We start from the raw sequence: 24,053 nt of genomic DNA, 5'->3' as shown, positions 1-24,053 counted from the left end.
CATTTCATAAGGTATCTGGAATAATGAAAAAACTGTTAGTTGCCTGCTGTCTGCTTTCGGGATTCGCTTCTACTTCCGTGCTGGCCGACGCCGCACAGGATCTGCAAAGTCGCCTGGCGAAGGTGAACAGTTTCCACGCCAGCTTCTCGCAAACCGTGACCAGCGCCGACGGTGCCGCGGTGCAACAGGGGGAAGGCGAGCTGTGGGTGAAGCGGCCAAACCTGTTCAACTGGCATATGACCTCGCCCGATGAGAGCGTGCTGGTCTCCGATGGCCAGACCCTGTGGTTCTATAACCCATTCGTCGAGCAGGTGACGGCAACCTGGCTGAAGAACGCCACCGGCAATACGCCGTTTATGCTGATCACCCGCAATAATGCCAGCGACTGGAAACAGTACAACGTGAAGCAAAAGGGCGATGATTTCGAGCTGACGCCGAAGTCCGCCAGCGGCAACCTGAAGCAGTTCGCCATCAGCGTGACCAACAGCGGCACCATCCGCAGCTTCGCCGCGGTGGAGCAGGACGGCCAGCGCAGTTCTTACACGCTGAAAAGCCAGCAGAACGTCGCCGCCGATCCGGCCAAATTCAAATTTACCCCGCCGAAGGGGGTGACGCTGGACGACCAGCGCCAGTGAGGTGCAAGTGAGTAATAATCTGTCGCTCGATTTTTCCCAGAACGAGTTCCAGCCGTTGGCCGCGCGTATGCGGCCGACCACGCTGGCGCAGTATATCGGCCAGCAGCACCTGCTGGCCGCCGGCAAGCCGCTGCCGCGCGCCATTGAGGCCGGGCAGCTGCACTCGATGATTTTATGGGGGCCGCCGGGCACCGGGAAGACGACGCTGGCAGAACTGATCGGCCGTTACGGCCAGGCGGATGTCGAACGGATCTCAGCCGTGACCTCCGGTATCAAGGAGATCCGCGAGGCGATCGAGCGGGCGCGGCAAAATCGCGATGCCGGCCGCCGCACCATCCTGTTCGTCGACGAAGTGCACCGCTTCAATAAGAGCCAGCAGGACGCTTTCCTGCCGCACATCGAAGACGGCACCATCACCTTTATCGGCGCCACCACTGAAAATCCGTCGTTCGAGCTGAACTCGGCGCTGTTGTCCCGCGCCCGCGTTTACCTGCTGAAGGCGCTGACCGCCGAAGATATCGGCCAGGTGCTGGATCAGGCGATGGGCGACAAGGCGCGCGGCTTTGGCGGCCAGAATATCGAGCTGCCGGCGGAAACGCGCCGCCTGCTGTCGGAGCTGGTGGGCGGCGACGCACGCCGGGCGCTGAACAGCCTGGAAATGATGGCCGACATGGCGGAGTTGGACGCCAAAGGCGTGCGGGTGCTGACGCCGGAGCTGCTGAAAGAAGTGTCGGGTGAGCGCAGCGCGCGCTTCGACAACAAGGGCGACCGTTATTACGACCTGATTTCCGCGCTGCATAAATCGGTGCGCGGCTCGGCGCCGGACGCCGCGCTGTATTGGTATGCACGCATCATTACCGCCGGCGGCGATCCGCTTTACGTGGCGCGCCGTCTGTTGGCGATTGCCTCTGAAGACGTGGGCAACGCCGATCCGCGCGGCATGCAGGTGGCGATCGCCGCCTGGGATTGCTTCACCCGCGTGGGGCCAGCGGAGGGCGAACGCGCCATCGCGCAGGCGATCGTCTACCTGGCCTGCGCGCCGAAGAGCAATGCGGTCTACACCGCGTTCAAGGCTGCCATGCGCGACGCCAAAGAGCAGGCCGATTATGACGTGCCGGAGCACCTGCGCAACGCACCGACCAAGCTGATGAAGGAAATGGGGCTGGGGGCGGAGTACCGCTACGCCCACGACGAACCCAACGCCTACGCCGCCGGCGAGAACTATTTCCCGCCCGAAATGGCCCATACGCGCTACTATCAACCGACCTCGCGCGGGCTGGAAGGGAAAATCGGCGAAAAGTTGGCATGGCTGGCTGAGCAGGATCAAAATAGCCCGACAAAACGCTACCGCTAGCGAGGCCGTTGCGGTAAGGTTAGCGGGTATCACTCTTCTTTTATGCGGCTATAAATCAGCCGCATAGAACAACAACACTTCTTTCAATAACAACAAGCACAGGATTAGCATGCTCGATCCCAATCTGCTGCGTAATGAGCTAGACGCAGTCGCCGTCAAACTGGCTCGCCGAGGCTTTAAACTCGATCTGGATCTGCTGCGTTCGCAGGAAGAACGTCGCAAAGTTCTGCAGGTAGAAACTGAAACGCTGCAAGCGGAACGCAACTCCCGATCGAAATCCATCGGCGCGGCCAAAGCGCGTGGGGAAGACATCGAGCCGCTGCGTCGCGAAGTGAACGAGCTGGGTGACAAGCTGGATGCCGCCAAGGCGGCGCTGGATGCGTTGCAGAGCGAGATCCGCGATTACGCCCTGACGCTGCCTAACCTGCCGGACGACGCCGTGCCGGATGGTAAAGACGACAGCGAAAACCTGGAAGTTGCCCGCTGGGGCGAACCGCGCCAGTACGACTTCGCGGTGCGCGATCACGTCGATCTGGGCGAAATGGCCGGCGGGCTGGATTTTGCCGCCGCGGTTAAGCTGACCGGTTCGCGCTTCGTGGTGATGAAAGGGCAAATCGCCCGCATGCACCGCGCGCTGTCCCAGTTCATGCTGGATCTGCACACCGAGCAGCACGGCTACCTGGAGGCCTATGTGCCTTATCTGGTTAACCACGCCACGCTGTACGGTACCGGCCAGCTGCCGAAGTTCGGCGAAGACCTGTTCCATACCCGTCCGCTGGAAGAAGAAGCCGACAGCAGCAACTACGCGCTGATCCCAACGGCGGAAGTGCCGCTGACCAACCTGGTGCGCGACGAGATCGTGGAAGAGGAAACTCTGCCGCTGAAAATGACTGCACACACGCCATGCTTCCGCGCGGAAGCCGGTTCTTACGGCCGCGACACCCGCGGTTTGATCCGCATGCACCAGTTCGACAAGGTCGAGATGGTGCAGATCGTTCGTCCGGAAGATTCGATGGATGCCCTGGAAGAGCTGACCGGCCACGCGGAAAAAGTGCTGCAGCTGCTGAACCTGCCTTACCGCAAGGTGCTGCTGTGCACCGGCGACATGGGCTTCGGCGCGTGCAAAACTTACGATCTGGAAGTGTGGCTGCCGGCGCAGGATACCTACCGCGAGATCTCGTCCTGCTCCAACATGTGGGACTTCCAGGCGCGTCGCATGCAGGCGCGCTGCCGCAGCAAAGCCGACAAGAAACCGCGCCTGGTTCACACCCTGAACGGCTCCGGCCTGGCGGTTGGCCGTACGCTGGTGGCGGTGCTGGAAAACTACCAGCAGGCCGACGGCCGCATTCAGGTGCCTGAAGTGCTGCGTCCTTATATGGGCGGCCTGGAATATATCGGCTAAACGGCAAACCACGAAAAAAGCGCCTGCGGGCGCTTTTTTTATGCCTTTGATGTCACGACTGATGGGACAGGGCCAGCTTCACGGCAAGAACGATAAACGCCACAGAAACCGACCAACGTATACCATTCATGACGCGGACATTACCCAAAATAAGATGTCGGACGCGCGCCGCAAAAGCGCCGTAAAAAGCAAAGATCGCCAATGTCATCATGGAGAAGAGAGTGGACAGCAGCAGCATAGTGCGGACCGGATGCGGATCGCCTGTGGTGACAAACTGCGGCAGGAATGCCAGGAAGAAAACCGATAGTTTGGGGTTGAGTGCGTTAGCCAATATGGCATAACGCACCAAAGCTCCCTGACTGGGTTGCATCGAGCTTTGAGTTATGGACATTGGGCCACTATCGCGCAAAGTTTGCCATCCCATAAACAGCAGATAGGCTACGCCGATATATTTCACAAATCCAAATGCCAGAGGGTTGGCCTGCAGTAATGCCGCCAGCCCGGTCAACGCAGCCAGCATATGGGGCACTACACCCAGCGTACAGCCCACCGCCGCCACCAGTGCACGGCGCGCACCCTGTTGCAATCCGGTAGATAGGGTAATCAATGCACCGGTTCCCGGTGATATCACGATCAGTAATGAGGTCAACAGAAAATCTGCGTTCACGGGGCAAGCTCCTTGTTGGTTTTGCGGCTAGAGTGAACTCAGTTTCTGGTAGCGGGACCGCGTCGTCTTGAACGAAATTGCAACTGTTGGCAGGAACGGGCTATTTGCGAGAGAAAACGCCGGGGGTGTAACCAAAACTTCTGACGAACATGCGCGTCATGTGGCTTTGATCGGCGAAGCCGCTGATGTCCGCTACTGCGGCCAGCGCGTTACCGGCGAGGATCAGCTGGCGTGCCAGCAATAGCCGACGTTGCAACAAGTAGGCATGAGGCGTCAGCCCGGTGAAGCGTTTGAAACCACGTACAAATTGATACTGGCTTAGCCCAGCCTCTTTCGCTAGCTCCGCCAAGGTTAACGGGCTGGCCGGCGAGTCGTTTATCCATTCTCGTGCACGCATGATGCCTACGGACGGGGAAACGAAACCCTTCCCGGGGATCTCGGCCAGCGTGGCAGCGAAAGTCAGCAAAGTCTCCTCAACCGCAAATTTATCGCTTTGTTCGACGGCGATGAATAGGTGGTTGAAACTGGCGGAGAGCTGATGTCGGCAAAACACCGGCTGGCTGAATTCTCCGGAAGAATATTTACCTTCGCTGATATCGGCAAAGCATCTGTTGAGCCAGGCGGGGGGGAAATAAAGCATGCGCCAGGCTCTGGCACCGATGAGGGGAGCACCGTCATGAACTTCGCCGGGATTCACCGTGATGATATCGCCGGCGGCAGATTCAACACGTCCCCGCCCGCTAAGCGATTTTTGCCCACCGCGATCCATCAAGCCGATGCCAAATTGATCGTGAGTATGGCGGCCAAAGGAGAAATCTGTGTCTGCCATGACGATCTCAATGTCGCACAGACGGCTGGAAAGGACTTGAAAGGCGGGTTTCGTCATCAGATTATCCTTGTATCATGACATCGCCAGCGTATAAGCCTGTTGAAGGTAGTCAGCCAGATGCTTGCTCTTCACCTCGGCGGGCGAGTGGAGCTTGATGTGCCGCCGATACTGGCCGCTGCCTTCGAGCTGGTGATGGCTGTCTGCCAGCCGGTAGCCGTGGCCGAATTCCACCGTGACGTGGTGGCGGTAGGCGAAAACGCCGCAGAAAAATTGGCTATGCGCGAACATGATGCCGCCGTATTTTACCGATTCGGTGACGCCGTTGCCGCACGCTGCAGCTATCCGGCGCACCTGTTGTACGATCTCCAGCAGTTCGCCTTGCGTGCTGCCGATGTCCGCCAGCAGGGCCTCTACCGCCGCATCATTTGTCTGACTCATCTTGCCTCTCCATCGTCAAATTCGCTCTGCGCTGAGCATAGCGCTTTTTCAGCCGGTTAGCTGGAAACAAATCGTGCGGTGGAACGATAAGAGGCGATTGACTTTTTTATCGCCAGTGGCATGATGCGCGCACTCTCATTGCGCGTTCGGTCACAATTTCACTATGTCCGCATACTCCCGCCCAGTGCTCTTATTGCTCTGCGGCCTTTTGCTGCTCACGGTATCCATTGCCGTTTTGAATACGTTAGTGCCTCTTTGGTTAACCCATGCTCAGCTGTCGACCTGGCAGGTGGGAATGGTCAGCTCCTCTTATTTCAGCGGCAACCTGTTGGGCACGCTGGTGGCGGGCAAACTGATCCAGCGCGTCGGCTTTACCCGCAGCTATCATCTCTCTTGTCTGGTGTTCGCCGCTGCGACCGCCGGCATGGTGTTGTCGATCGATTTTTGGAGTTGGCTGGGCTGGCGCTTCTTCGCCGGCGTCGGTTGCGCCTGGATCTGGGTGATCGTGGAGAGCGCGCTGTTGCGCAGCGGCAACCTGAGCAACCGCGGCCAGCTGCTGGCGGCCTATATGATCGTTTATTACCTCGGGACGGTGACCGGCCAATTGCTGTTGAGCATGACCTCGACCGAATTGTTGCACGTGGTGCCGTGGGTGACCGCCATTGTGATCAGCGCCATGCTGCCGATGCTGTTCGCGCGGGTCAACCGCCATGAAGACGAGCCGCAGCAGGCGGCGGTATGGACCATGCTGAGACGCCGCAGCGCGCGCCTCGGCATCAACGGTTGCATCATTTCCGGCATTGTGCTCGGTTCGCTATACGGCCTGATGCCGTTGTACCTCTCCCATCAGGGCATGAGCGACGCCAACGTCGGTTACTGGATGGCGCTGCTGGTCAGCTCCGGCATCGTCGGCCAATGGCCGGTCGGTCGCCTGGCCGATCGTTACGGGCGCCTGCTGGTGCTGCGCATTCAGGTGTTCGTGGTGATCCTCGCCAGCGTGGCGATGCTCGGCAACTACGCCATGGCGCCTTCGCTGTTCATCCTCGGCTGCGCCGGCTTTACCCTGTATCCGGTGGCGATGTCCTGGGCCTGCGAGAAGGCGCTGCCGCACGAGTTGGTGGCGATGAACCAGGCGCTGTTGATGAGTTACACCATCGGCAGCCTGCTGGGGCCGTCGATGACGGCGTTGCTGATGCAAAACTATTCCGACCGCGTGCTGTTCGTGATGATCGCCGCCGTGGCGCTGGTTTACCTGCTGATGCTGCTGAAGAAACAGAAGCCGGATCACCATCACACGCCGTTCGCCGCCGCCTGATTTCATAATTAATTGACTTTAAACTAATTTAATCCGAAGTTGGTTTGCTGACTTCGGATTTTTTTATGGTAAACGCAAAAAAATTTCTTACTTGCTAGCTTCGTACATCAACTTCTGATAATTTATATTTACTAACTTTTTTAAATTGTTTACTAAATTTAAATGACAGAAGGGATTCATAAGATGAATAGTGAAGCTTTTGTACAGCTGGCATTAGCAGCCTTACATTGTAATCAAAGGGAGTTGGCTACTCGCCTCGAAGTGTCGCCAGGTCAGGTAAGTAAATGGAAGAAAGGTGAATATATGTCACCTGACATGGAAAATAAATTCAGAAAAATCACTGGGATAGGTGAAAATAATCCTTGGTTAGTTCTTTGGGCTGGTTCTCTGGATAACGCAGAAAAGTGGGCGAAACTGACTGGCTATCTTGCAGGCATGGCCCAAATGAGTGCTGAAACAGGCTATATCACATACCCACTAGAAGATGATATGGGACTCTTATGCAGTGAGACTTTACAGGTGCTGCATGATATGGGGATAGTTTTACCTAAAGAGTTCCCTAAAGTGCTAGACGTTGACTACAACGATACGGGTGACGATGAATATACTGAGGAACTATGGGAATTAATAGACGCGAATCCTTATTCTTCTCTTATCCGAAAAATTTACAATTCACTTAATGACGTTTATGGATTCTATGCTGCTTATGTACAGGATATTGTAAATGATGATGAGTTAGAGCTATTTGATACACCAGCTGTGAATATAGAACCGTGCTTAATGTTTCTTGCCGCTACTAAGATAGATATAGACCCAGAGTTCGCACCGAATTTTGGGAAGTTTAGACACCGTATTGAACAAGATTACGAGGAGTGGCTCACTCTTGTGAAAGAGAAAGCATTCCGAAATGGAATTCCTCTAAAAGCTGAACTTTTAGGCATGGTATATGATTCTAGTGATCAATTGGGACATGAGGCTGAAGCTGAGAGTCTTGGCGTTAACTCATCACGTATCCATCCCGATATATATATGAATGAGCTTTTAGTCGGGATGAGAATAATCCACCAGGTTTTACCCGCTATAATGGAAAAATTAGGGATAGATGAAGAGTTTACACTTAACGCATCAGATCTGCGGATAAGGTAATATTCAGGCTAACAACTTAGGGGAATTCTTTGCCCAGAACAAAGTCCCTCTAAGGGCGATTTGCATGCCAGAGGATAATAGCTAATCCCTGGCAAGCAAGAAGAATGCAATCAGTAAATCACTTTGTGGCCGTAGCTTTCCAGGATGCCTTTGACGCGATCCATGGTCTCGGCTTTCGGCGGGTGCACGCCGTCCAGCTTGTACTCTTCCCCCATCGCTATCCATTTGTGCTTGCCCAGCTCGTGGTAGGGCAGCAGCTCGATTTTCTCGATGTTGGTCATGTCTTTGGTGAACTCGCCCAGCAGGTGCGCCGACTTATCGTCGTCTGACCAGCCCGGCACCACCACGTAGCGGATCCAGGTGCGCTGGTTGCGTTTCGCCAGGTAGCGGGCGAATTCCAGCGTGCGGTGATTGGAGACGCCGACCAGGTTCTGGTGGATCTCGTCGTTCATCTGTTTCAGATCCAGCATCACCAGATCGGTGGTGTCCAGCAGCTCGTCGATCACCGGATCGTAGCGGCGCACGAAGCCATTGGTGTCCAGGCAGGTATTGATGCCTTCGGCGTGGCAGGCGCGGAACCAGTCGCGGACGAATTCAGCCTGCAGGATCGCCTCGCCGCCGGACGCGGTCACGCCGCCGCCGGAGGCGTTCATGAAGTGGCGGTAGGCCACCGCGTCTTTCATCAGCTCTTCGACGGTCACTTCCTTGCCGCCGTGGGTGTCCCAGGTGTCGCGGTTATGGCAATAGAGGCAGCGCATCAGGCAGCCTTGGAAGAAGACGATAAAGCGGATCCCGGGCCCATCGACGGTGCCGCAGGATTCGAAGGAGTGGATGCGACCAATTGCTGACATTGCGGGGTTTTCTCCAATATTGACTGTCAAACGCAGTCTAAAAATAGGCGCGTGGCCGCCGGCCAGGTATCTGCGATGCAGCAGCGGGTGGAACCGCCACCGGGGTAATGATGCCTGTCGGCCGGTCAGTTGCCGGATAACTGTTTTGCCGGCTATCCATTCAGTATAGATGCCCGGCAAAACAGACTCGTACAGAGTCAGGGGAGAGCGGTGGGAGAAAAGGGCCGGCAAAACCGGCCCCTGCGTTGGTGCCTAGCGGTTTCCCGCCCGGCCGGCGTATTACATCGTTTGAGTGAAGGTACGAGTAATCACGTCCTGCTGTTGCTCTTTGGTCAGCGAGTTGAAGCGCACGGCGTAACCGGAAACGCGGATGGTCAGCTGAGGGTATTTCTCAGGGTTTTCCATCGCGTCCAGCAGCATTTCGCGGTTCATCACGTTGACGTTCAGGTGCTGGCCGCCTTCGATGGAGGCTTCATGGTGGAAGTAACCATCCATCAGGCCCGCCAGGTTGGCTTTACGCACGTCGTCGTCTTTACCCAGCGCGTTAGGCACGATGGAGAAGGTGTAGGAGATCCCGTCTTTCGCGTAGGCAAACGGCAGTTTGGCTACCGAGGTCAGGGAGGCTACTGCACCTTTCTGGTCGCGGCCGTGCATCGGGTTGGCACCTGGGCCGAACGGTGCGCCTGCGCGGCGGCCATCCGGGGTGTTACCGGTTTTCTTACCGTACACCACGTTGGAGGTGATGGTCAGTACGGACTGGGTCGGTACCGCATTGCGGTAGGTGCGCAGTTTCTGAATTTTCTTCATGAAACGTTCCACCAGGTCGCAGGCGATGTCATCGACGCGGGCGTCGTTGTTACCGAACTGCGGATACTCGCCTTCCACTTTGAAGTCGATGGCCAGGCCGTCTTCGTCGCGAATGGTGGTGACTTTCGCGTACTTGATGGCAGACAGGGAGTCGGCTGCAACGGACAGGCCGGCGATACCGCAAGCCATGGTGCGATAAACGTCACGGTCATGCAGCGCCATCAGCGCAGCTTCGTAACTGTACTTGTCGTGCATGTAGTGAATGATGTTCAGCGCGGTCACGTACTGCTTGGCCAGCCAATCCATAAAGTGGTCCATGCGCGCCATGACTTTGTCATAGTCCAGCACTTCGTCCATCATCGGCGCTTCTTTAGGGCCGACCTGCATTTTCAGTTTTTCGTCAACGCCGCCGTTGATGGCGTACAGCATGGTTTTCGCCAGGTTGGCGCGGGCGCCGAAGAACTGCATTTGTTTGCCGACGATCATCGGGCTGACGCAGCAAGCGATGGCGTAGTCATCGTTGTTGAAGTCAGGGCGCATCAGGTCGTCGTTTTCGTACTGAACGGAAGAGGTGTCGATGGACACTTTCGCCGCGAATTTCTTGAAGTTCAGCGGCAGCTTCTCAGACCACAGGATGGTCATGTTCGGCTCCGGAGACGGCCCCATGGTGTACAGGGTGTTCAGGAAGCGGAAGCTGTTTTTGGTGACCAGGGTGCGGCCGTCGACGCCCATACCGGCCAGGGATTCCGTTGCCCAGATTGGGTCGCCGGAGAACAGCTCATCGTACTCAGGGGTACGCAGGAAGCGCACCATACGCAGTTTCATCACCAGGTGGTCGATCAGTTCCTGCGCTTGTTCTTCGGTCAGTTTGCCCGCCTTGATGTCGCGCTCGATGAACACGTCGAGGAAGGTGGACACGCGGCCGAAGGACATGGCGGCGCCGTTCTGGGATTTCACCGCGGCCAGGTAGCCGAAGTAGGTCCACTGCACCGCTTCTTGCGCGCTGGTGGCCGGGCCGGAGATGTCGTAGCCGTATTTGGCGGCCATCTCTTTGATCTGAGCCAGAGCGCGGTGCTGTTCAGCGATCTCTTCGCGCAACTGGATGGTCATTTCCAGATCTTCGCCGTTTTCCAGTTTTTCCTGCAGCGATTTGAACTGGTTCAGCTTGTCGGCCATCAGGAAGTCGATACCGTACAGCGCCACGCGGCGGTAGTCGCCGATGATGCGGCCGCGGCCGTAGGCGTCCGGCAGGCCGGTCAGCACGCCGGATTTACGGCAGTTCAGGATGTCTTTGGTGTAAACGTCGAATACGCCCTGGTTGTGGGTTTTACGGTATTCGGTGAACACTTTTTTCAGCTGCGGATCCAGCTCGCGGCCGTACACTTTGCACGAACCTTCGACCATTTTGATGCCGCCGAACGGGATCAGCGCGCGTTTCAGAGGGGCGTCGGTCTGCAGACCCACGATGGTTTCCAGCTCTTTGGCGATGTAACCCGCGTCGTGAGAAACGATGGTTGAAGCAACGTTGGTGTCGAAATCAACCGGCGCGTGAGTGCGGTTTTCCAGTTTGATCCCTTCCATAACCTTGTCCCACAAGGTGGTGGTGGCCTGAGTTGCCCCAGCCAGGAAGGACTCGTCACCTTCATAAGGCGTGTAGTTTTTCTGGATGAAGTCACGAACGTTGACTTCATTCTGCCAGTCACCCTTGCTGAAACCTTCCCAAGCGTTGGCTAATTTCTCGTTAAGTTCGGTCATTGTACACCTACCTTTGATTGTGGATTTCTAACTCTGCGCGCGGTAACTCACAGCTTAGTGCTGTTCGCGGCCCCCGCGCAGATAAATTACCCAGTAAGTCAACCCAACCAGCAGACCGCCACCGATGATGTTGCCGATGGTGACCGGAATCAGGTTGTCGATGATGAAGTTGCTTACTGTCAGATGAGCGAATTGCTCAGGTACCGCCCCTACGGCTTGCCAGAATTCCGGCGTGGCGAAGTGTTTGACCACGATGCCCATAGGGATCATAAACATGTTGGCGATGCTGTGCTCGAAGCCGCTGGCGACAAACATCCCGACCGGCAGCACCATGGCGAGCATCTTGTCGGTCAGGGTGCGGCCGGAGTAGCTCATCCAGACCGCCAGGCAGACCATCAGGTTAGCCAGAATGCCGAGGCACACGGCTTCGATAAAGGTGTGATGCAGCTTGTGGTCTGCGGTTTGCAGGACATTCAGCCCCCACTGGCCGTTGGCGACCATATACTCGCCGGAGAACCAGATCAGCGCCACGAAGAACAGCGCGCCGACCAGATTGCCGAGATAAACGTTCAGCCAGTTGGCGCCCAGCTGGCCCCAGCTGATGCGGCCGCTGGCCTTGGCGATGACGATGAGCACGGTAGAGGTGAACAGGTCGGCGCCCGACACCACCACCAGCATTAACCCTAGAGAGAAGCAGATGCCGCCGACCAGTTTCGCCAGCCCGAAAGGCACGCCGGCGGTGCCGGTGGTCGCCGTGATGTAGAAGACGAAGGCGATGGAAATGAAGACACCGGCGGTGATCGCCAAATAAAACGTTTTCAGCGGATGTTTGGTGGCTTTATACACGCCGGCATCTTCAGCGATTTTCGCCGTTGCCGCAGGTAAAATCAGATCGAAGGGGCTGTCAGTTTTCAAACTAACTCTCGCTCTTAAGGGTTAAAACAACGCAATGAGATACTAGCAAAGCAGTATAGGGGAAAATTTGATTTGGATCATAAGGCGGGGAAGTAGAGCGGCAAAATGACGTGTTTTTTGTGTGGTTTTTGTGGTTAATTTATTGATTTTTAAGATAAAACAATTTTTTAATGTTTGCAAATTTTTTTGAATGTGCAGGGTGGGCCGCAGGCGCTAAAGTTAAATTTTTAGGCGTTTTGTCGCCGCGCAGCGCTGAAAGTTTAATTATCGGTTAATTATTATTTCACCGTCCGGCAACAATTGACGGTTTATTTATTTTTATGGTCGTTTAACCGCCTATTTTCCGGCGAAAAAATAAAACCGCATGCGTTGAAATAAACCGCAAAAATGAAAACGCCGCAACGGCGTGCGGCGTTTGGCAGCAGGGGTACTCCCAAAGTGGCAGTACCTCTGATGACGCTTAGGCTTTGGCCCAGTGGCGGCGTTTGGCCGCCTGCAGCTTCTCGTAGGCCGCCAGCAGCGCCTGATGGGCCGGCAGCGCCTTCAGATCGGCATCGACGGCGAACAGCCCGTTGAAGCGTTCTTCACCGCTGATGGCGGCGGAGGCGGCGTCGACCGCTTCCTGACCATACATCTTCACGAACGCGGTATAGTATTGCGCCGCTTCGCGTTCAGGCTCCTGCGCCAGCAGCAGCAGCGTTTGCAGGCAGCGGTAGTAGTTGCTGCGCGCCGGGCTCAGCACCGAGGCGTTGAAATCCTGCGTCCATTCGGTCCAGATCAGCGCCTGATCCAGATCGCCGCCCGCCAGCGCCAGCATCGCCTTCAGCTCGCCCACGCGCAGGGTATGCCAGGCGTTGTCTTTGCCGCTGGCAATGCCCAGCAGTTCGCGTACGCGGGTGAAATCGTCCAGCCCTTCGTCGTCCAACTGCTCGATCAGCGCCAGGTACTCTTCCGGTTCCCACTCGCTGCCCGGCAGCGCCAGCAGCGTGTCGCGCAGGTGCGCGCCCATGCTGTTGTTGGCCAGCAGCAGGTCTTCCGCCGGATAAATGTCGGACATGCCCGGCACGATGATGCGGCAAGCGTAGACGCCCAGGTGCTCGTAGTCGGCGATGTACACTTCCGCGTCTTCCTTGTCGAATATGCTCATCAGGGTGGCGAACTCTTCCTGCGTGCTGCCGCTGAAGTTCCAGTCAACGAACGGGTAATCGGCGTCCTGTTTGAACAGATCCCAGGAGATCAGGCCGCTGGAGTCGATGAAGTGCGTTTCCAGGTTGGTGTGTTCCGCCACTTCTTCGTCATCGAAGGTCGGCGCGGTGAACACGTCGAGATCTTTCAGGCTGCGGCCCTGCAGCAGTTCGGTCACCGTGCGTTCCAGCGCCACGCCGAAGTCCGGGTGCGCGCCGAACGAGGCGAAGCAGGTGCCGTTGGTCGGGTTGAACAGCACCACGCAGATCACCGGGTAGTTGCCGCCCAGCGAGGCGTCATAGGAGAGGATCGGGAAACCTTCCTCTTCCAGTTTGGCGATGGCTTCCACCACGCCCGGGTAGCGGTTCAGCACTTCGTCCGGGATCGCCGGCAGGCTGATGGATTCGGCGATGATGCGGTTTTTCACATAGCGCTCGAACACTTCCGACAGGCCCTGCACGCGCGCTTCGTTGGCGGTGTTGCCGGCAGACATGCCGTTGGAAACATACAGGTTGCCGATGATGTTCATCGGGATGTACACGGTTTGCTGATCGGACTGGCGGGTAAACGGCAGCGCGCACACGCCGCGATCGGCGTTGCCGGACTGCAGATCGACAAGATCGCTGGCGCTCAGCTCTTGCTGCGGATCGTAGAAGGCGTGCAGGCGTTCGTCGAGGATGCCGGCCGGCAGCGCGTCGTCTTCAGGGAGCGGGAACCATTTCTCATTCGGGTAGTGCACGAAGTCGCCTTCGGCGATCTGCCGGCCCAGATAGAAATCGGCGAAGAAGTAGTTGGTGGACAGGCGCTCGAAATATTCACCCAGCGCGGAGGCCAGCGCGGCTTTTTTGCTGGCGCCTTTGCCGTTGGTGAAGCACAGCGGGCAATCGCGATCGCGAATGTGCACCGACCACACGTGCGGCACCGGGTTCAGCCAGGAGGCTTCTTCGATGTTGAAACCGAGATCGCTCAGTTTCTGCTGGAAACGGGCGATGGAGTCTTCCAGGGCGGCGTCTTTACCGGGGATAAAAGTTTGCGTCATTGTCTTCACTTTTTGCGCGTACTAAAAACGCGCAATGATACGGGGTTTTACGCTGGAGCTCCACGTATTCCTAAAGCGGCGGCAAAGTCACAGTTTTTTTAAGGATAGGCGCCATAATTCAGCGAGTTATCTGTCACGGAGAAATCTAATGAAATCAGTGAAACTCAGCGCGTTAACCCTCTTGTTGACCGGCTTCAGCGCCTCGGCGCTGGCGCTGCCCAACATCACCCTGCTGGCGACCGGCGGCACTATCGCCGGCGGCGGTGAGTCGGCGACGAAATCCAACTATACCGCGGGCAAGCTGGGCGTCGAGGCGCTGGTCGATGCGGTGCCGGAGCTGAAGAACGTCGCCAACGTGCAGGGGGAGCAGGTGGTGAACATCGGCTCGCAGGACATGAACGATCAGGTCTGGCTGACGCTGGCGAAGAAAATTGACGCCGACTGCGGCAAGACCGACGGCTTCGTCATCACCCACGGCACCGATACGCTGGAGGAGACGGCCTATTTCCTCGATTTGACGGTGAAATGCGACAAGCCGGTGGTGCTGGTAGGGGCGATGCGGCCGGCGACGGCGATGAGCGCCGACGGCCCGTTCAATCTGTACAACGCGGTGGTGACGGCGGCGGATCCGCAATCGGCCAACCGCGGGGTGCTGGTGGCGATGAACGACACCGTGCTGGATGCGCGCGACGTCACCAAGACCAACACCACCGCCGTGCAGACCTTCCAGTCGCCGAACTTCGGCCCGCTGGGGTATATCCACAACGGCAAGATCGATTACCAGCGCTCGCCGCAGCGTAAGCATACCCGGGATACGCCGTTCGACGTCAGCAAGCTGAACGAATTGCCGAAGGTCGGCATCATCTACAACTATGCCAACGCCTCCGATGCGCCGGCCAAGGCGCTGATCGCCGAAGGCTACCAGGGCATCGTCAGCGCCGGGGTCGGCAACGGCAACCTGTATAAAACCGTGTTCGACACCCTGGCGACGGCGGCGCACAATGGTGTGGCGGTGGTGCGCTCATCGCGCGTGCCGACCGGCGCCACCACCGAAGATGCGGAAGTGGACGACGCCAAGTACGGCTTTGTGGCCGCCGGCACGCTGAATCCGCAAAAAGCGCGCATACTGCTGCAGCTGGCGCTGACGCAAACCAAAGACGCGAAGCAGATCCAGCAGATGTTCAATCAGTACTGACCGTTTTCTCTCCTGCGGGGGCCGGCCGGGCTCTCGCAGCCATCTTGGCTGAATACAGCATAAAACACCGCGTTAACCCGCTGAATTTCCCCATGTCACAGGGTTTTATCGTCCAAACAATCGCGACGGCCGCAGAGCCTGTCATCACCCGGCGCGGCCGTTTGCCGCCGACGGGCGAATAAGCGTTGCAGCCATGGGGCGTGAGTGATAAAACCGATGGGTTGGTTAACGCGAGCGTTAACTTCGGGCGTCTTTTCGACAGGTCGCTTTTCTGCGGCGAACAGTGAATGTGGTGAGGGGAAATGACTCAGGTTTATAATTTTAGCTCTGGCCCGGCGATGCTGCCGGTGGAAGTGTTGCGTCGTGCGGAACAGGAACTGTGCAACTGGCACGGGCTGGGCACGTCAGTGATGGAGATCAGTCACCGCAGCAAAGAATTCATCGCCGTTGCCGAGCAGGCGGAACAGGATCTGCGCGATCTGCTGAAAGTCCCCTCCAACTATAAAGTGCTGTTTTGCCACGGCGGCGCCCGCGCGCAGTTCGCCGCGCTGCCGCTGAACCTGCTGGGCGACAAGGCCACCGCCGACTATATCGACGGCGGCTATTGGGCGCACAGCGCCATCAAGGAAGCGGAAAAGTATTGCGCCCCGAACGTCATCGACGTGAAAACCCGCATCGACGGCCTGAGCGGCATCAAGCCGATGAAAGAGTGGCAGCTCAGCGACGACGCGGCTTACGTGCACTATTGCCCGAATGAGACCATCGACGGCGTGGCCATCGATGAAACGCCGGACTTCGGCGACAAGGTGGTGATCGGCGATTACTCCTCGACCATCCTGTCCCGCCCGCTCGACGTCAGCCGCTTCGGCGTGATTTACGCCGGCGCGCAGAAAAACATCGGCCCGGCCGGCCTGACGCTGGTGATCGTGCGCGACGATCTTTTGGGCAAGGCGCGCAAAGAAGTGCCGTCGATCCTCGATTACACCGTGCTGGCCGAGAACGACTCGATGTTCAACACCCCGCCGACCTTCGCCTGGTACCTGTCCGGGCTGGTGTTCAAATGGCTGAAAGAGCAGGGCGGCCTGGTGGAGATGCAAAAACGCAATCAGGCCAAGGCCGAGCTGCTGTACGCGACCATCGATAAATCCGACTTCTACCGCAGCCAGGTGGCGATCGCCAACCGTTCGTGGATGAACGTGCCGTTCCAACTGGCCGATGCGGCGCTGGACAAAGTGTTCCTCAGCGAAGCCGAGGCCATCGGCCTGCAGGCGCTGAAAGGCCACCGGGTAGTTGGCGGCATGCGCGCTTCTATTTACAATGCCATGCCGCTGGCCGGCGTGCAGGCGCTGACCGATTTCATGGCCGACTTCGAACGTCGTCACGGTTGATTCCGTCAGCCCGCCAGGCGCGGGCTGCCTCAGGCTGTTGTCCTTTTGCATTAAAGCGGCTCCGGCATTATTCCGGAGCCGTTTCGTTTATCAGAATTGGAGAGTTTTGTTCACATGGTGGATTCCCTGACGTTACAACCGGTCGCCCTGGTCAATGGCACCGTCAACTTACCCGGCTCGAAGAGCGTTTCTAACCGCGCTCTGCTGCTGGCGGCGCTGGCGAAAGGCACGACCCGGCTGACCAACCTGCTGGACAGCGACGACGTGCGTCATATGCTGAACGCGCTGCAGGCGTTGGGCGTGAACTACCAGCTTTCCGCCGATCGCACCCTGTGCGAAGTGACCGGCGTGGCCGGGCCGCTGGTGGCCGATCGGCCGCTGGAACTGTTCCTCGGCAACGCCGGTACGGCGATGCGCCCATTGGCGGCGGCGCTGTGCCTCGGCGAAGGCGACGTGGTGCTGACCGGTGAACCGCGCATGAAAGAGCGCCCGATCGGCCATCTGGTGGACGCGCTGCGCCAGGGCGGGGCGCAGATTGATTACCTCGAGCAGACCGATTACCCGCCGATCCGCCTGCGTGGCGGCTTCCAGGGCGGCGACGTCACCGTTGACGGCAGCGTCTCCAGCCAGTTCCTGACCGCGTTGCTGATGACTGCGCCGCTGGCGCCGCAGGATACGCAGATCCACATCAAGGGCGAGCTGGTTTCCAAGCCGTACATCGACATCACGCTGCATCTGATGCGCACTTTCGGCGTATCGGTGAGCCACGACAACTATCGGGTGTTCCATATCCAGGGGCGCCAGACGTATATCGCGCCGGGCGATTACCTGGTTGAGGGCGACGCGTCTTCCGCTTCTTACTTCCTGGCGGCGGCGGCTATCAAGGGCGGGACCGTGCGCGTGACCGGCATCGGCCGCAAAAGCGTGCAGGGCGACACCAGGTTTGCCGACGTGCTGGAGAAAATGGGCGCGCGCATTACCTGGGGCGACGATTTCATCGAGTGCAGCCGCGGTGAACTGCGCGGCATCGACATGGACATGAACCACATTCCGGACGCGGCGATGACCATCGCCACCGCGGCGCTGTTCGCCGAGGGGCCGACCACCATCCGCAATATCTACAACTGGCGGGTGAAGGAGACCGACCGTCTGGCGGCGATGGCCACCGAGCTGCGTAAAGTGGGGGCGGAAGTGGACGAAGGGGAAGACTACATTCACGTCGTGCCGCCGGCCAAACTGCAGTTCGCCGAGATTGGCACCTACAACGATCACCGCATGGCGATGTGTTTCTCGCTGGTGGCGCTGTCGGATACGCCGGTCACCATTCTCGATCCGAAATGCACCGCGAAAACCTTCCCGGACTATTTCGAACAGCTGGCCCGCATCAGCCAGCCGGCGTAACCCGTCAAATCGTTTATTTTAAGGCCCCTTTGTGGGCCTTTATCGTTTTTAACCTTTGGCGGCCGGCATTTCTTCTATACTTTTTCGCGGTTGTGCGCTTATTTTCAACAACCGGACAGTTCCAGGGTAACAGATCGCCGTAGGGCAGCGTATAATACGCCACCGTATTTGCCCCTGATTGGGCAGGTGACAGAGCGCACGGGCTTCGAGTCGAAGCACGCCGTGTCTCTGTGAGGTTTTCTACCTGAAGGAGAGAGAAATGACGGCTACAGCCCCGGTGATAACCGTTGATGGACCAAGTGGCGCAGGCAAAGGCACGCTGTGTAAAGCGTTGGCCGAGTCTCTGGGTTGGCGTTTGCTGGACTCCGGCGCGATCTATCGCGTGCTGGCGCTGGCAGCGTTGCATCATCAGGTTGATATCACTTCTGAGGAAGCGCTGGTTCCGCTGGCCGCACATCTCGATGTTCGCTTCGTTGCCCAGGACGGCAAGCTGCAGGTGATTTTGGAAGGTGAGGACGTCAGCAATGAGATCCGCACCGAAACCGTCGGCAACACCGCGTCGCAAGCGGCGGCGTTTCCGCGCGTGCGCGAGGCGCTGCTGCGCCGCCAGCGCGCATTCCGCGAGGCGCCCGGCCTGATTGCCGATGGCCGCGACATGGGCACGGTGGTGTTCCCGGACGCGCCGGTCAAGATTTTCCTCGACGCCAGCTCGGAGGAGCGCGCGCACCGCCGCATGCTGCAGTTGCAGGAGAAGGGCTTTAATGTTAACTTTGAACGTCTTTTAGCCGAGATAAAGGAACGGGACGACCGTGACCGTAATCGGCCTATCGCGCCTCTGGTGCCCGCTTCTGACGCCCTCGTGCTGGATTCTACCAGCATGTCGATCGAAGAAGTGATCCGGCAGGCGTTGACGTATGCACAGAAAGTGTTGGCGTTGCCGCAGCAATAAGCGCGGCGGCGCTATTGGCTTTTTGTCATATTTGTCATAGCGGTATCGCAATATATCGGGTAAAATTTTACCCCTGTAACCTTAAACCCTGTCGGCATGGAGCCAATGGCGGGGTATGTGAAACAACCCCATTCGGCGGGACGCTAAATGGACGTTAAACTAAAGAACCCTGAAGATTAACAACATGACTGAATCTTTCGCTCAACTCTTTGAAGAATCCTTAAAAGAAATCGAAACCCGCCCGGGTTCCATCGTTCGTGGCGTCGTTGTTGCTATCGACAAAGATATCGTACTGGTTGACGCCGGTCTGAAATCTGAGTCTGCCATCCCGGCTGAGCAATTCAAAAACGCCCAGGGCGAGCTGGAAATCCAGGTTGGTGACGAAGTTGACGTTGCTCTGGATGCTGTTGAAGACGGCTTCGGTGAAACCCTGCTGTCCCGTGAGAAAGCTAAGCGTCACGAAGCTTGGATCACGCTGGAAAAAGCTTACGAAGAAGCTGAGACTGTAACCGGTGTTATCAACGGCAAAGTGAAGGGTGGCTTCACCGTCGAGCTGAACGGCATCCGCGCGTTCCTGCCAGGTTCCCTGGTTGACGTGCGTCCGGTACGTGACACTCTGCACCTGGAAGGCAAAGAGCTTGAGTTCAAAGTCATCAAGCTGGATCAGAAGCGCAACAACGTTGTCGTTTCTCGCCGTGCGGTTATCGAATCCGAGAACAGCGCTGAGCGCGATCAACTGCTGGAAAACCTGCAGGAAGGCATGGAAGTTAAAGGTATCGTTAAGAACCTCACTGACTACGGTGCATTCGTTGATCTGGGCGGCGTAGACGGCCTGCTGCACATCACTGACATGGCTTGGAAACGCGTTAAGCACCCAAGCGAAATCGTCAACGTTGGCGATGAAATCACTGTTAAAGTGCTGAAGTTCGACCGCGAGCGTACTCGTGTATCCCTGGGCCTGAAACAGCTGGGCGAAGATCCATGGGTTGCTATCGCGAAACGTTACCCAGAAGGCACCAAGCTGACTGGTCGTGTAACCAACCTGACTGATTACGGCTGCTTCGTAGAAATCGAAGAAGGCGTTGAAGGTCTGGTACACGTTTCTGAAATGGATTGGACCAACAAAAACATCCATCCGTCCAAAGTTGTTAACGTGGGCGACGTAGTGGAAGTGATGGTTCTGGACATCGATGAAGAACGTCGTCGTATCTCCCTGGGCCTGAAGCAGTGCAAATCCAACCCATGGCAGCAGTTCGCAGAAACCCACAACAAGGGCGACCGCGTTGAAGGTAAAATCAAGTCTATCACTGACTTCGGTATCTTCATCGGCCTGGACGGCGGCATCGACGGCCTGGTTCACCTGTCTGACATCTCCTGGAACGTTGCAGGCGAAGAAGCAGTTCGTGAATACAAGAAAGGCGACGAAATCGCAGCGGTTGTTCTGCAAGTTGACGCAGAGCGCGAGCGTATCTCCCTGGGCGTGAAGCAGCTGGCTGAAGACCCGTTCAATAACTACCTGTCTATGAACAAGAAAGGTGCTATTGTTACTGGTAAAGTCACTGCAGTTGACGCCAAAGGTGCTACAGTTGAATTGGCAGGCGGCGTAGAAGGTTACCTGCGTGCATCTGAAGCCTCTCGCGACCGCATTGAAGATGCAACTCTGGTTCTGAACGTAGGTGACGAAGTTGAAGCCAAATTCACCGGCGTTGACCGTAAGAACCGCGTTGTAAGCCTGTCCGTACGTGCTAAGGACGAAGCTGACGAGAAAGACGCCATCGCAACTGTTAACAACAAACAGGAAGAAGGCAACTTCTCTAACGCAATGGCTGAAGCTTTCAAAGCGGCTAAAGGCGAGTAATGACGGGGGGCGGTTTCTGACCGCCCCGATACGGTAGTTTAGCTGCAAAGCTTGGAGGTACTATGACCAAGTCTGAACTTATTGAAAGACTTGCTGGCCAGCAATCTCATATTCCGGCGAAGGCCGTTGAGGATGCAGTGAAAGAGATGCTTGAGCACATGGCCGCAACGCTGGCCGAGGGCGAACGCATTGAGATCCGCGGATTCGGCAGTTTTTCTCTTCACTACCGTGCCCCGCGTGTAGGCCGCAACCCGAAAACCGGCGACAAAGTCGAGCTGGACGGCAAGTACGTTCCTCACTTCAAACCAGGCAAAGAGTTGCGTGACCGCGCCAATATCTATGGCTAGTCGCTGACTGCCCATAGCGTTGTTGCTTGTAAAGAATATAAAACGGTGCCTTTAAGGCGCCGTTTTTTTTCGCCTGCAATTCCCCGAGCTCTGCTTGTGAATTGCGTACCGCGCCGCATTTGCGGTGTGGCTGCTGCATATGCCTCTCTTATCCTGCCGTGCTCGCCGCATCCTCACTAAAGCCCGCTGGCGGCGACATGTCGCTTGAATAATCCTGCTTGCTCTTCGTGACGCGTTTTTGCTCATGGTGAAGCTGATGGGAGAAGAGCGATCAAAATTTCGCTGGATCTGGCGATATTCGCCGTTATCTGCGGCATCCTGCCGCTGCTGCTTTTACCGCAGTTGCCAGAGCAATGGTTGCTGTGGCCGATGCTGCTGGTCGCCGGTTTACTGCTGCGCACCCGTTGGCCGTTCTGCCGTTATTTGGCCTGCCTGGGATTGGGATTCATATGGGCAGTTTTCAACGCCGGAAGCCTGCTCGGGCAAATGGATCGCTTAAGCCGCGCGCCGGAAGTGACGGCGGTGGTGCAGATAAGCAGCGTCGCACTGGAGCCTGCCGTCAGTAAGCAGACCCTGATGCGCATCGAGCGGGTCGACGGTCATTGGCTGGTGCCTGCGCTGGCGTTTACCACGACATGGGCTCCGAAAGAGCAACGGCTGTGTGCCGGGCAGCGTTGGCAATTGAAACTGCGCATGCGGCCGGTGCATGGCAAGCTCAATGAAGGAGGCTTCGACAGCCAACGTTGGGCGATCGCACAGCGCCAGCCGTTGACCGCTCAGGTCAGGCAGGCGCGCTTGCTGGAGGGGAATTGCGGCCTGCGCCAGCGCATTATCAGCCATGCTGAAGCCAACATTGGTGAATTGCGTTACAAGGCGGTGTTGCTGGCGTTGGCGTTTGGGGAAAGAACCGCGCTCGAACAGGCTTTGCGCACGCTGATGTTGAAAACCGGTATCGCTCATCTGATGGCCATATCGGGGTTACATGTTGCGATGGTCGCCATTTTGTTCTGGGCAGTGCTGCGCGCTCTGCAGTTTTTCCTCCCCGCCCATCTGATTGGTTATCGTTTTCCGTTGATCGCGGGCTGGGTGGCGACGCTGATCTATGTTTGGTTGGTGGGCGCCCAGCCGCCGGCGGTGCGTACCGCGTTGGCGATGACGCTGTGGATGCTGCTGCGTTTGCGCGGCGTGCATTGCTCTTCATGGCAAGTGTGGCTGTGGTGCATCGGGCTTATTTTGCTGTGCGATCCGTTGGCGGTCTTGTCAGACAGTTTCTGGTTGTCGGTACTGGCGGTGGGGTGCCTGATTTTTTGGTTCGAGTGGGCACCGCTCGGCGAGCGATTTCGTTCGGCGTGGTATTGGGCTCCGGTGCGCTGGCTGCATATTCAGCTAGGCATGACGTTGCTGCTGGTGCCGATGCAGGCCGCGCTGTTTCTGGGCCTGACGTTGACCTCGCTGCCGGCCAATCTCTGGGCGGTGCCCATCGTCTCATTGGTGACGGTGCCGTTGATTTTGCTGGCGTTGATTTGCGGCATCTTCCCCTCGCTAAGTTACGGGCTTTGGTGGTTGGCGGATTTCACGTTGGGATGGGTGTTTGTGCCGTTAAATTATCTGCAGCGCGGTTGGGTGGATTTGGGGGCCGCCTCGTTGCTTGCCAGCGCGTCGGGATGGCTTCTCGTTATCTGTTGGCGCTTTCATTGGTGGTGGCGCTATGCGCCTGGACTGGCAGCGATAGCCATATGCTGCGTGTTATGGCGAGGTAAAGCACCGGATTACCATTGGCGCGTCGACATGCTCGATGTCGGGCACGGCCTGGCGGTGGTGATCGAGCAAAACGGCAAGGGGATACTGTACGACACCGGCGATCGTTGGGCGACAGGCAGTGCCGCAGAACGGCATATATTGCCGATGCTGAACTGGCGGGGCATCGAGCTGGAGCAGATCATTATCAGCCATATTCATCTCGATCATATCGGCGGGCTCCCGACGATGCGGCGAGCGTTCCCGCAAGCTACCGTGCGCAGCCCGATACGCGGGGAAGGGCATTTACCCTGCATCGCCGGCGAGCGTTGGCGCTGGCAGTCGTTGCAATTCGAGGTGCTGTGGCCGCCGAAAATGCTCAAAAGGCCGGTTAATGACGACTCTTGCGTGATCCGTATCGACGACGGGAAATACAGTCTGCTGCTCACCGGCGATGCGGAAAAGAGGGCGGAGGCGCAGCTGCTCCGATTGCGGCGCGACCGCTTAACGGCCACGGTATTGCAGGTGGGGCACCATGGCAGCAAAACTTCCTCAACACCGCCTTTTTTGCGCGCGGTTAATCCCGAAGCTGCGCTGGCGTCCGCATCTCGTTACGGTAAATGGCGTTTGCCAGCGCGTAAAGTGGTCGCCCGGTATCGGGCAAATGGCATTACATGGCACGATACGACGCGCTCCGGCCAGTTGTCGGTGCTTTTTTTCGACAACGATTGGCAAATTAAAGGCTTTCGCGAACAATTAATGCCCCGTTGGTACCATCAGCGGTTTGGCGTAGAGGGCGATAATGAGTAAAATAGGCCGCTATTTCTTCCGATGCTGGTA

Annotated in this window: 19 protein-coding genes; 12 read left to right on the top strand and 7 right to left on the bottom strand. The window is 57.4% G+C overall.

Annotation, left to right across the window (positions count from 1 at the left end):
* The first annotated feature begins 23 nt into the window (after positions 1 to 23).
* The 3 genes from lolA to serS all read left to right on the top strand — a co-directional run bounded on the left by lolA (position 24) and on the right by serS (position 3,391).
* Positions 24 to 635, top strand: a complete 612-nt coding sequence (gene lolA / locus REA38_RS03380) for an outer membrane lipoprotein chaperone LolA (RefSeq protein WP_019454555.1) — start codon at positions 24 to 26, stop codon at positions 633 to 635.
* 67 nt (positions 636 to 702) lie between these two features.
* Entirely contained in the window at positions 703 to 1,989 is a 1,287-nt protein-coding gene (locus tag REA38_RS03375) for a replication-associated recombination protein A (protein ID WP_048322053.1), read from the top strand.
* A gap of 109 nt (positions 1,990 to 2,098) precedes the next feature.
* Entirely contained in the window at positions 2,099 to 3,391 is a 1,293-nt protein-coding gene (serS, locus tag REA38_RS03370) for a serine--tRNA ligase (RefSeq protein WP_033637847.1), read from the top strand.
* Positions 3,392 to 3,443: 52 nt separating this feature from the next.
* Here serS and REA38_RS03365 read toward each other — a convergent pair whose 3' ends face one another.
* The 3 genes from REA38_RS03365 to REA38_RS03355 all read right to left on the bottom strand — a co-directional run bounded on the left by REA38_RS03365 (position 3,444) and on the right by REA38_RS03355 (position 5,325).
* Complete coding sequence (locus REA38_RS03365) at positions 3,444 to 4,058, bottom strand: LysE family translocator (RefSeq protein WP_308884985.1); 615 nt, start codon at positions 4,056 to 4,058, stop codon at positions 3,444 to 3,446.
* Positions 4,059 to 4,158: 100 nt separating this feature from the next.
* Positions 4,159 to 4,944: an AraC family transcriptional regulator gene (locus tag REA38_RS03360; protein ID WP_308884983.1), complete on the bottom strand. Its 786-nt coding sequence runs from the start codon at positions 4,942 to 4,944 to the stop codon at positions 4,159 to 4,161.
* A 15-nt stretch (positions 4,945 to 4,959) separates the two neighbouring features.
* Complete coding sequence (locus REA38_RS03355) at positions 4,960 to 5,325, bottom strand: DUF1801 domain-containing protein (protein WP_308884981.1); 366 nt, start codon at positions 5,323 to 5,325, stop codon at positions 4,960 to 4,962.
* Positions 5,326 to 5,488: 163 nt separating this feature from the next.
* On the opposite strand from REA38_RS03355, the gene REA38_RS03350 reads away from it, so the two are divergent.
* Together REA38_RS03350 and REA38_RS03345 are read left to right on the top strand one after the other, a co-directional pair.
* Complete coding sequence (locus REA38_RS03350) at positions 5,489 to 6,640, top strand: MFS transporter (protein WP_033637849.1); 1,152 nt, start codon at positions 5,489 to 5,491, stop codon at positions 6,638 to 6,640.
* A gap of 183 nt (positions 6,641 to 6,823) precedes the next feature.
* Positions 6,824 to 7,786, top strand: a complete 963-nt coding sequence (locus tag REA38_RS03345) for a transcriptional regulator (protein WP_060421667.1) — start codon at positions 6,824 to 6,826, stop codon at positions 7,784 to 7,786.
* A gap of 110 nt (positions 7,787 to 7,896) precedes the next feature.
* On the opposite strand, the gene pflA is transcribed toward REA38_RS03345, so the two are convergent.
* From pflA to ycaO, 4 genes are all read right to left on the bottom strand, one after another.
* On the bottom strand, positions 7,897 to 8,637 hold the full coding sequence (pflA, locus tag REA38_RS03340; RefSeq protein ID WP_033637850.1) for a pyruvate formate lyase 1-activating protein: 741 nt from the start codon (positions 8,635 to 8,637) through the stop codon (positions 7,897 to 7,899).
* Between the two features lie 279 nt (positions 8,638 to 8,916).
* Positions 8,917 to 11,199, bottom strand: coding sequence for a formate C-acetyltransferase (gene pflB / locus REA38_RS03335; RefSeq protein WP_004928286.1), 2,283 nt, complete (start codon positions 11,197 to 11,199; stop codon positions 8,917 to 8,919).
* A gap of 54 nt (positions 11,200 to 11,253) precedes the next feature.
* A complete protein-coding gene (gene focA / locus REA38_RS03330) occupies positions 11,254 to 12,114 on the bottom strand; it encodes a formate transporter FocA (RefSeq protein ID WP_019454548.1) in 861 nt (286 codons plus the stop codon).
* Between the two features lie 460 nt (positions 12,115 to 12,574).
* Positions 12,575 to 14,338, bottom strand: coding sequence for a 30S ribosomal protein S12 methylthiotransferase accessory factor YcaO (ycaO, locus tag REA38_RS03325; protein WP_308884978.1), 1,764 nt, complete (start codon positions 14,336 to 14,338; stop codon positions 12,575 to 12,577).
* Positions 14,339 to 14,486: 148 nt separating this feature from the next.
* Here ycaO and ansB point away from each other — a divergent pair, with 148 nt between their 5' ends.
* From ansB to REA38_RS03290, 7 genes are all read left to right on the top strand, one after another.
* On the top strand, positions 14,487 to 15,533 hold the full coding sequence (gene ansB / locus REA38_RS03320) for an L-asparaginase 2 (protein WP_060418408.1): 1,047 nt from the start codon (positions 14,487 to 14,489) through the stop codon (positions 15,531 to 15,533).
* Positions 15,534 to 15,835: 302 nt separating this feature from the next.
* On the top strand, positions 15,836 to 16,921 hold the full coding sequence (gene serC, locus REA38_RS03315) for a 3-phosphoserine/phosphohydroxythreonine transaminase (protein WP_033637853.1): 1,086 nt from the start codon (positions 15,836 to 15,838) through the stop codon (positions 16,919 to 16,921).
* A 114-nt stretch (positions 16,922 to 17,035) separates the two neighbouring features.
* Complete coding sequence (gene aroA, locus REA38_RS03310) at positions 17,036 to 18,322, top strand: 3-phosphoshikimate 1-carboxyvinyltransferase (protein ID WP_033654246.1); 1,287 nt, start codon at positions 17,036 to 17,038, stop codon at positions 18,320 to 18,322.
* Positions 18,323 to 18,581: 259 nt separating this feature from the next.
* The gene (gene cmk, locus REA38_RS03305; protein WP_004928270.1) at positions 18,582 to 19,271 is read left to right on the top strand and encodes a (d)CMP kinase; all 690 of its coding nucleotides are present in this window, start codon (positions 18,582 to 18,584) and stop codon (positions 19,269 to 19,271) included.
* A 184-nt stretch (positions 19,272 to 19,455) separates the two neighbouring features.
* The gene (gene rpsA, locus REA38_RS03300) at positions 19,456 to 21,129 is read left to right on the top strand and encodes a 30S ribosomal protein S1 (RefSeq protein ID WP_004928267.1); all 1,674 of its coding nucleotides are present in this window, start codon (positions 19,456 to 19,458) and stop codon (positions 21,127 to 21,129) included.
* A 62-nt stretch (positions 21,130 to 21,191) separates the two neighbouring features.
* Positions 21,192 to 21,476 carry an integration host factor subunit beta gene (gene ihfB, locus REA38_RS03295; protein ID WP_004928264.1) on the top strand — a complete coding sequence of 95 codons (285 nt, stop codon included), beginning with the start codon at positions 21,192 to 21,194 and terminating at the stop codon, positions 21,474 to 21,476.
* A gap of 276 nt (positions 21,477 to 21,752) precedes the next feature.
* Entirely contained in the window at positions 21,753 to 24,023 is a 2,271-nt protein-coding gene (locus REA38_RS03290; protein WP_080353500.1) for a ComEC family protein, read from the top strand.
* The last annotated feature ends 30 nt before the right edge of the window (positions 24,024 to 24,053 follow it).

The sequence above is a fragment of the Serratia sp. MF1(2023) genome, from assembly GCF_030954545.1.
GTDB lineage: Bacteria > Pseudomonadota > Gammaproteobacteria > Enterobacterales > Enterobacteriaceae > Serratia > Serratia sarumanii.
This window is presented reverse-complemented; position numbering and strand designations above follow the sequence as displayed.

What these genes read in the sequence shown, in the direction of transcription:
- pflA (WP_033637850.1), bottom strand. Translation starts at nt 8,637, where the DNA reads ATGTCAGCAATTGGTCGCATCCACTCCTTCGAATCCTGCGGCACCGTC.
- REA38_RS03345 (WP_060421667.1), top strand. Translation starts at nt 6,824, where the DNA reads ATGAATAGTGAAGCTTTTGTACAGCTGGCATTAGCAGCCTTACATTGT.
- ansB (WP_060418408.1), top strand. Translation starts at nt 14,487, where the DNA reads ATGAAATCAGTGAAACTCAGCGCGTTAACCCTCTTGTTGACCGGCTTC.
- rpsA (WP_004928267.1), top strand. Translation starts at nt 19,456, where the DNA reads ATGACTGAATCTTTCGCTCAACTCTTTGAAGAATCCTTAAAAGAAATC.
- pflB (WP_004928286.1), bottom strand. Translation starts at nt 11,199, where the DNA reads ATGACCGAACTTAACGAGAAATTAGCCAACGCTTGGGAAGGTTTCAGC.
- REA38_RS03375 (WP_048322053.1), top strand. Translation starts at nt 703, where the DNA reads ATGCGGCCGACCACGCTGGCGCAGTATATCGGCCAGCAGCACCTGCTG.
- REA38_RS03350 (WP_033637849.1), top strand. Translation starts at nt 5,489, where the DNA reads ATGTCCGCATACTCCCGCCCAGTGCTCTTATTGCTCTGCGGCCTTTTG.
- REA38_RS03360 (WP_308884983.1), bottom strand. Translation starts at nt 4,944, where the DNA reads ATGACGAAACCCGCCTTTCAAGTCCTTTCCAGCCGTCTGTGCGACATT.
- serS (WP_033637847.1), top strand. Translation starts at nt 2,099, where the DNA reads ATGCTCGATCCCAATCTGCTGCGTAATGAGCTAGACGCAGTCGCCGTC.
- serC (WP_033637853.1), top strand. Translation starts at nt 15,836, where the DNA reads ATGACTCAGGTTTATAATTTTAGCTCTGGCCCGGCGATGCTGCCGGTG.
- cmk (WP_004928270.1), top strand. Translation starts at nt 18,582, where the DNA reads ATGACGGCTACAGCCCCGGTGATAACCGTTGATGGACCAAGTGGCGCA.
- ycaO (WP_308884978.1), bottom strand. Translation starts at nt 14,338, where the DNA reads ATGACGCAAACTTTTATCCCCGGTAAAGACGCCGCCCTGGAAGACTCC.
- aroA (WP_033654246.1), top strand. Translation starts at nt 17,036, where the DNA reads ATGGTGGATTCCCTGACGTTACAACCGGTCGCCCTGGTCAATGGCACC.
- REA38_RS03355 (WP_308884981.1), bottom strand. Translation starts at nt 5,325, where the DNA reads ATGAGTCAGACAAATGATGCGGCGGTAGAGGCCCTGCTGGCGGACATC.
- lolA (WP_019454555.1), top strand. Translation starts at nt 24, where the DNA reads ATGAAAAAACTGTTAGTTGCCTGCTGTCTGCTTTCGGGATTCGCTTCT.
- ihfB (WP_004928264.1), top strand. Translation starts at nt 21,192, where the DNA reads ATGACCAAGTCTGAACTTATTGAAAGACTTGCTGGCCAGCAATCTCAT.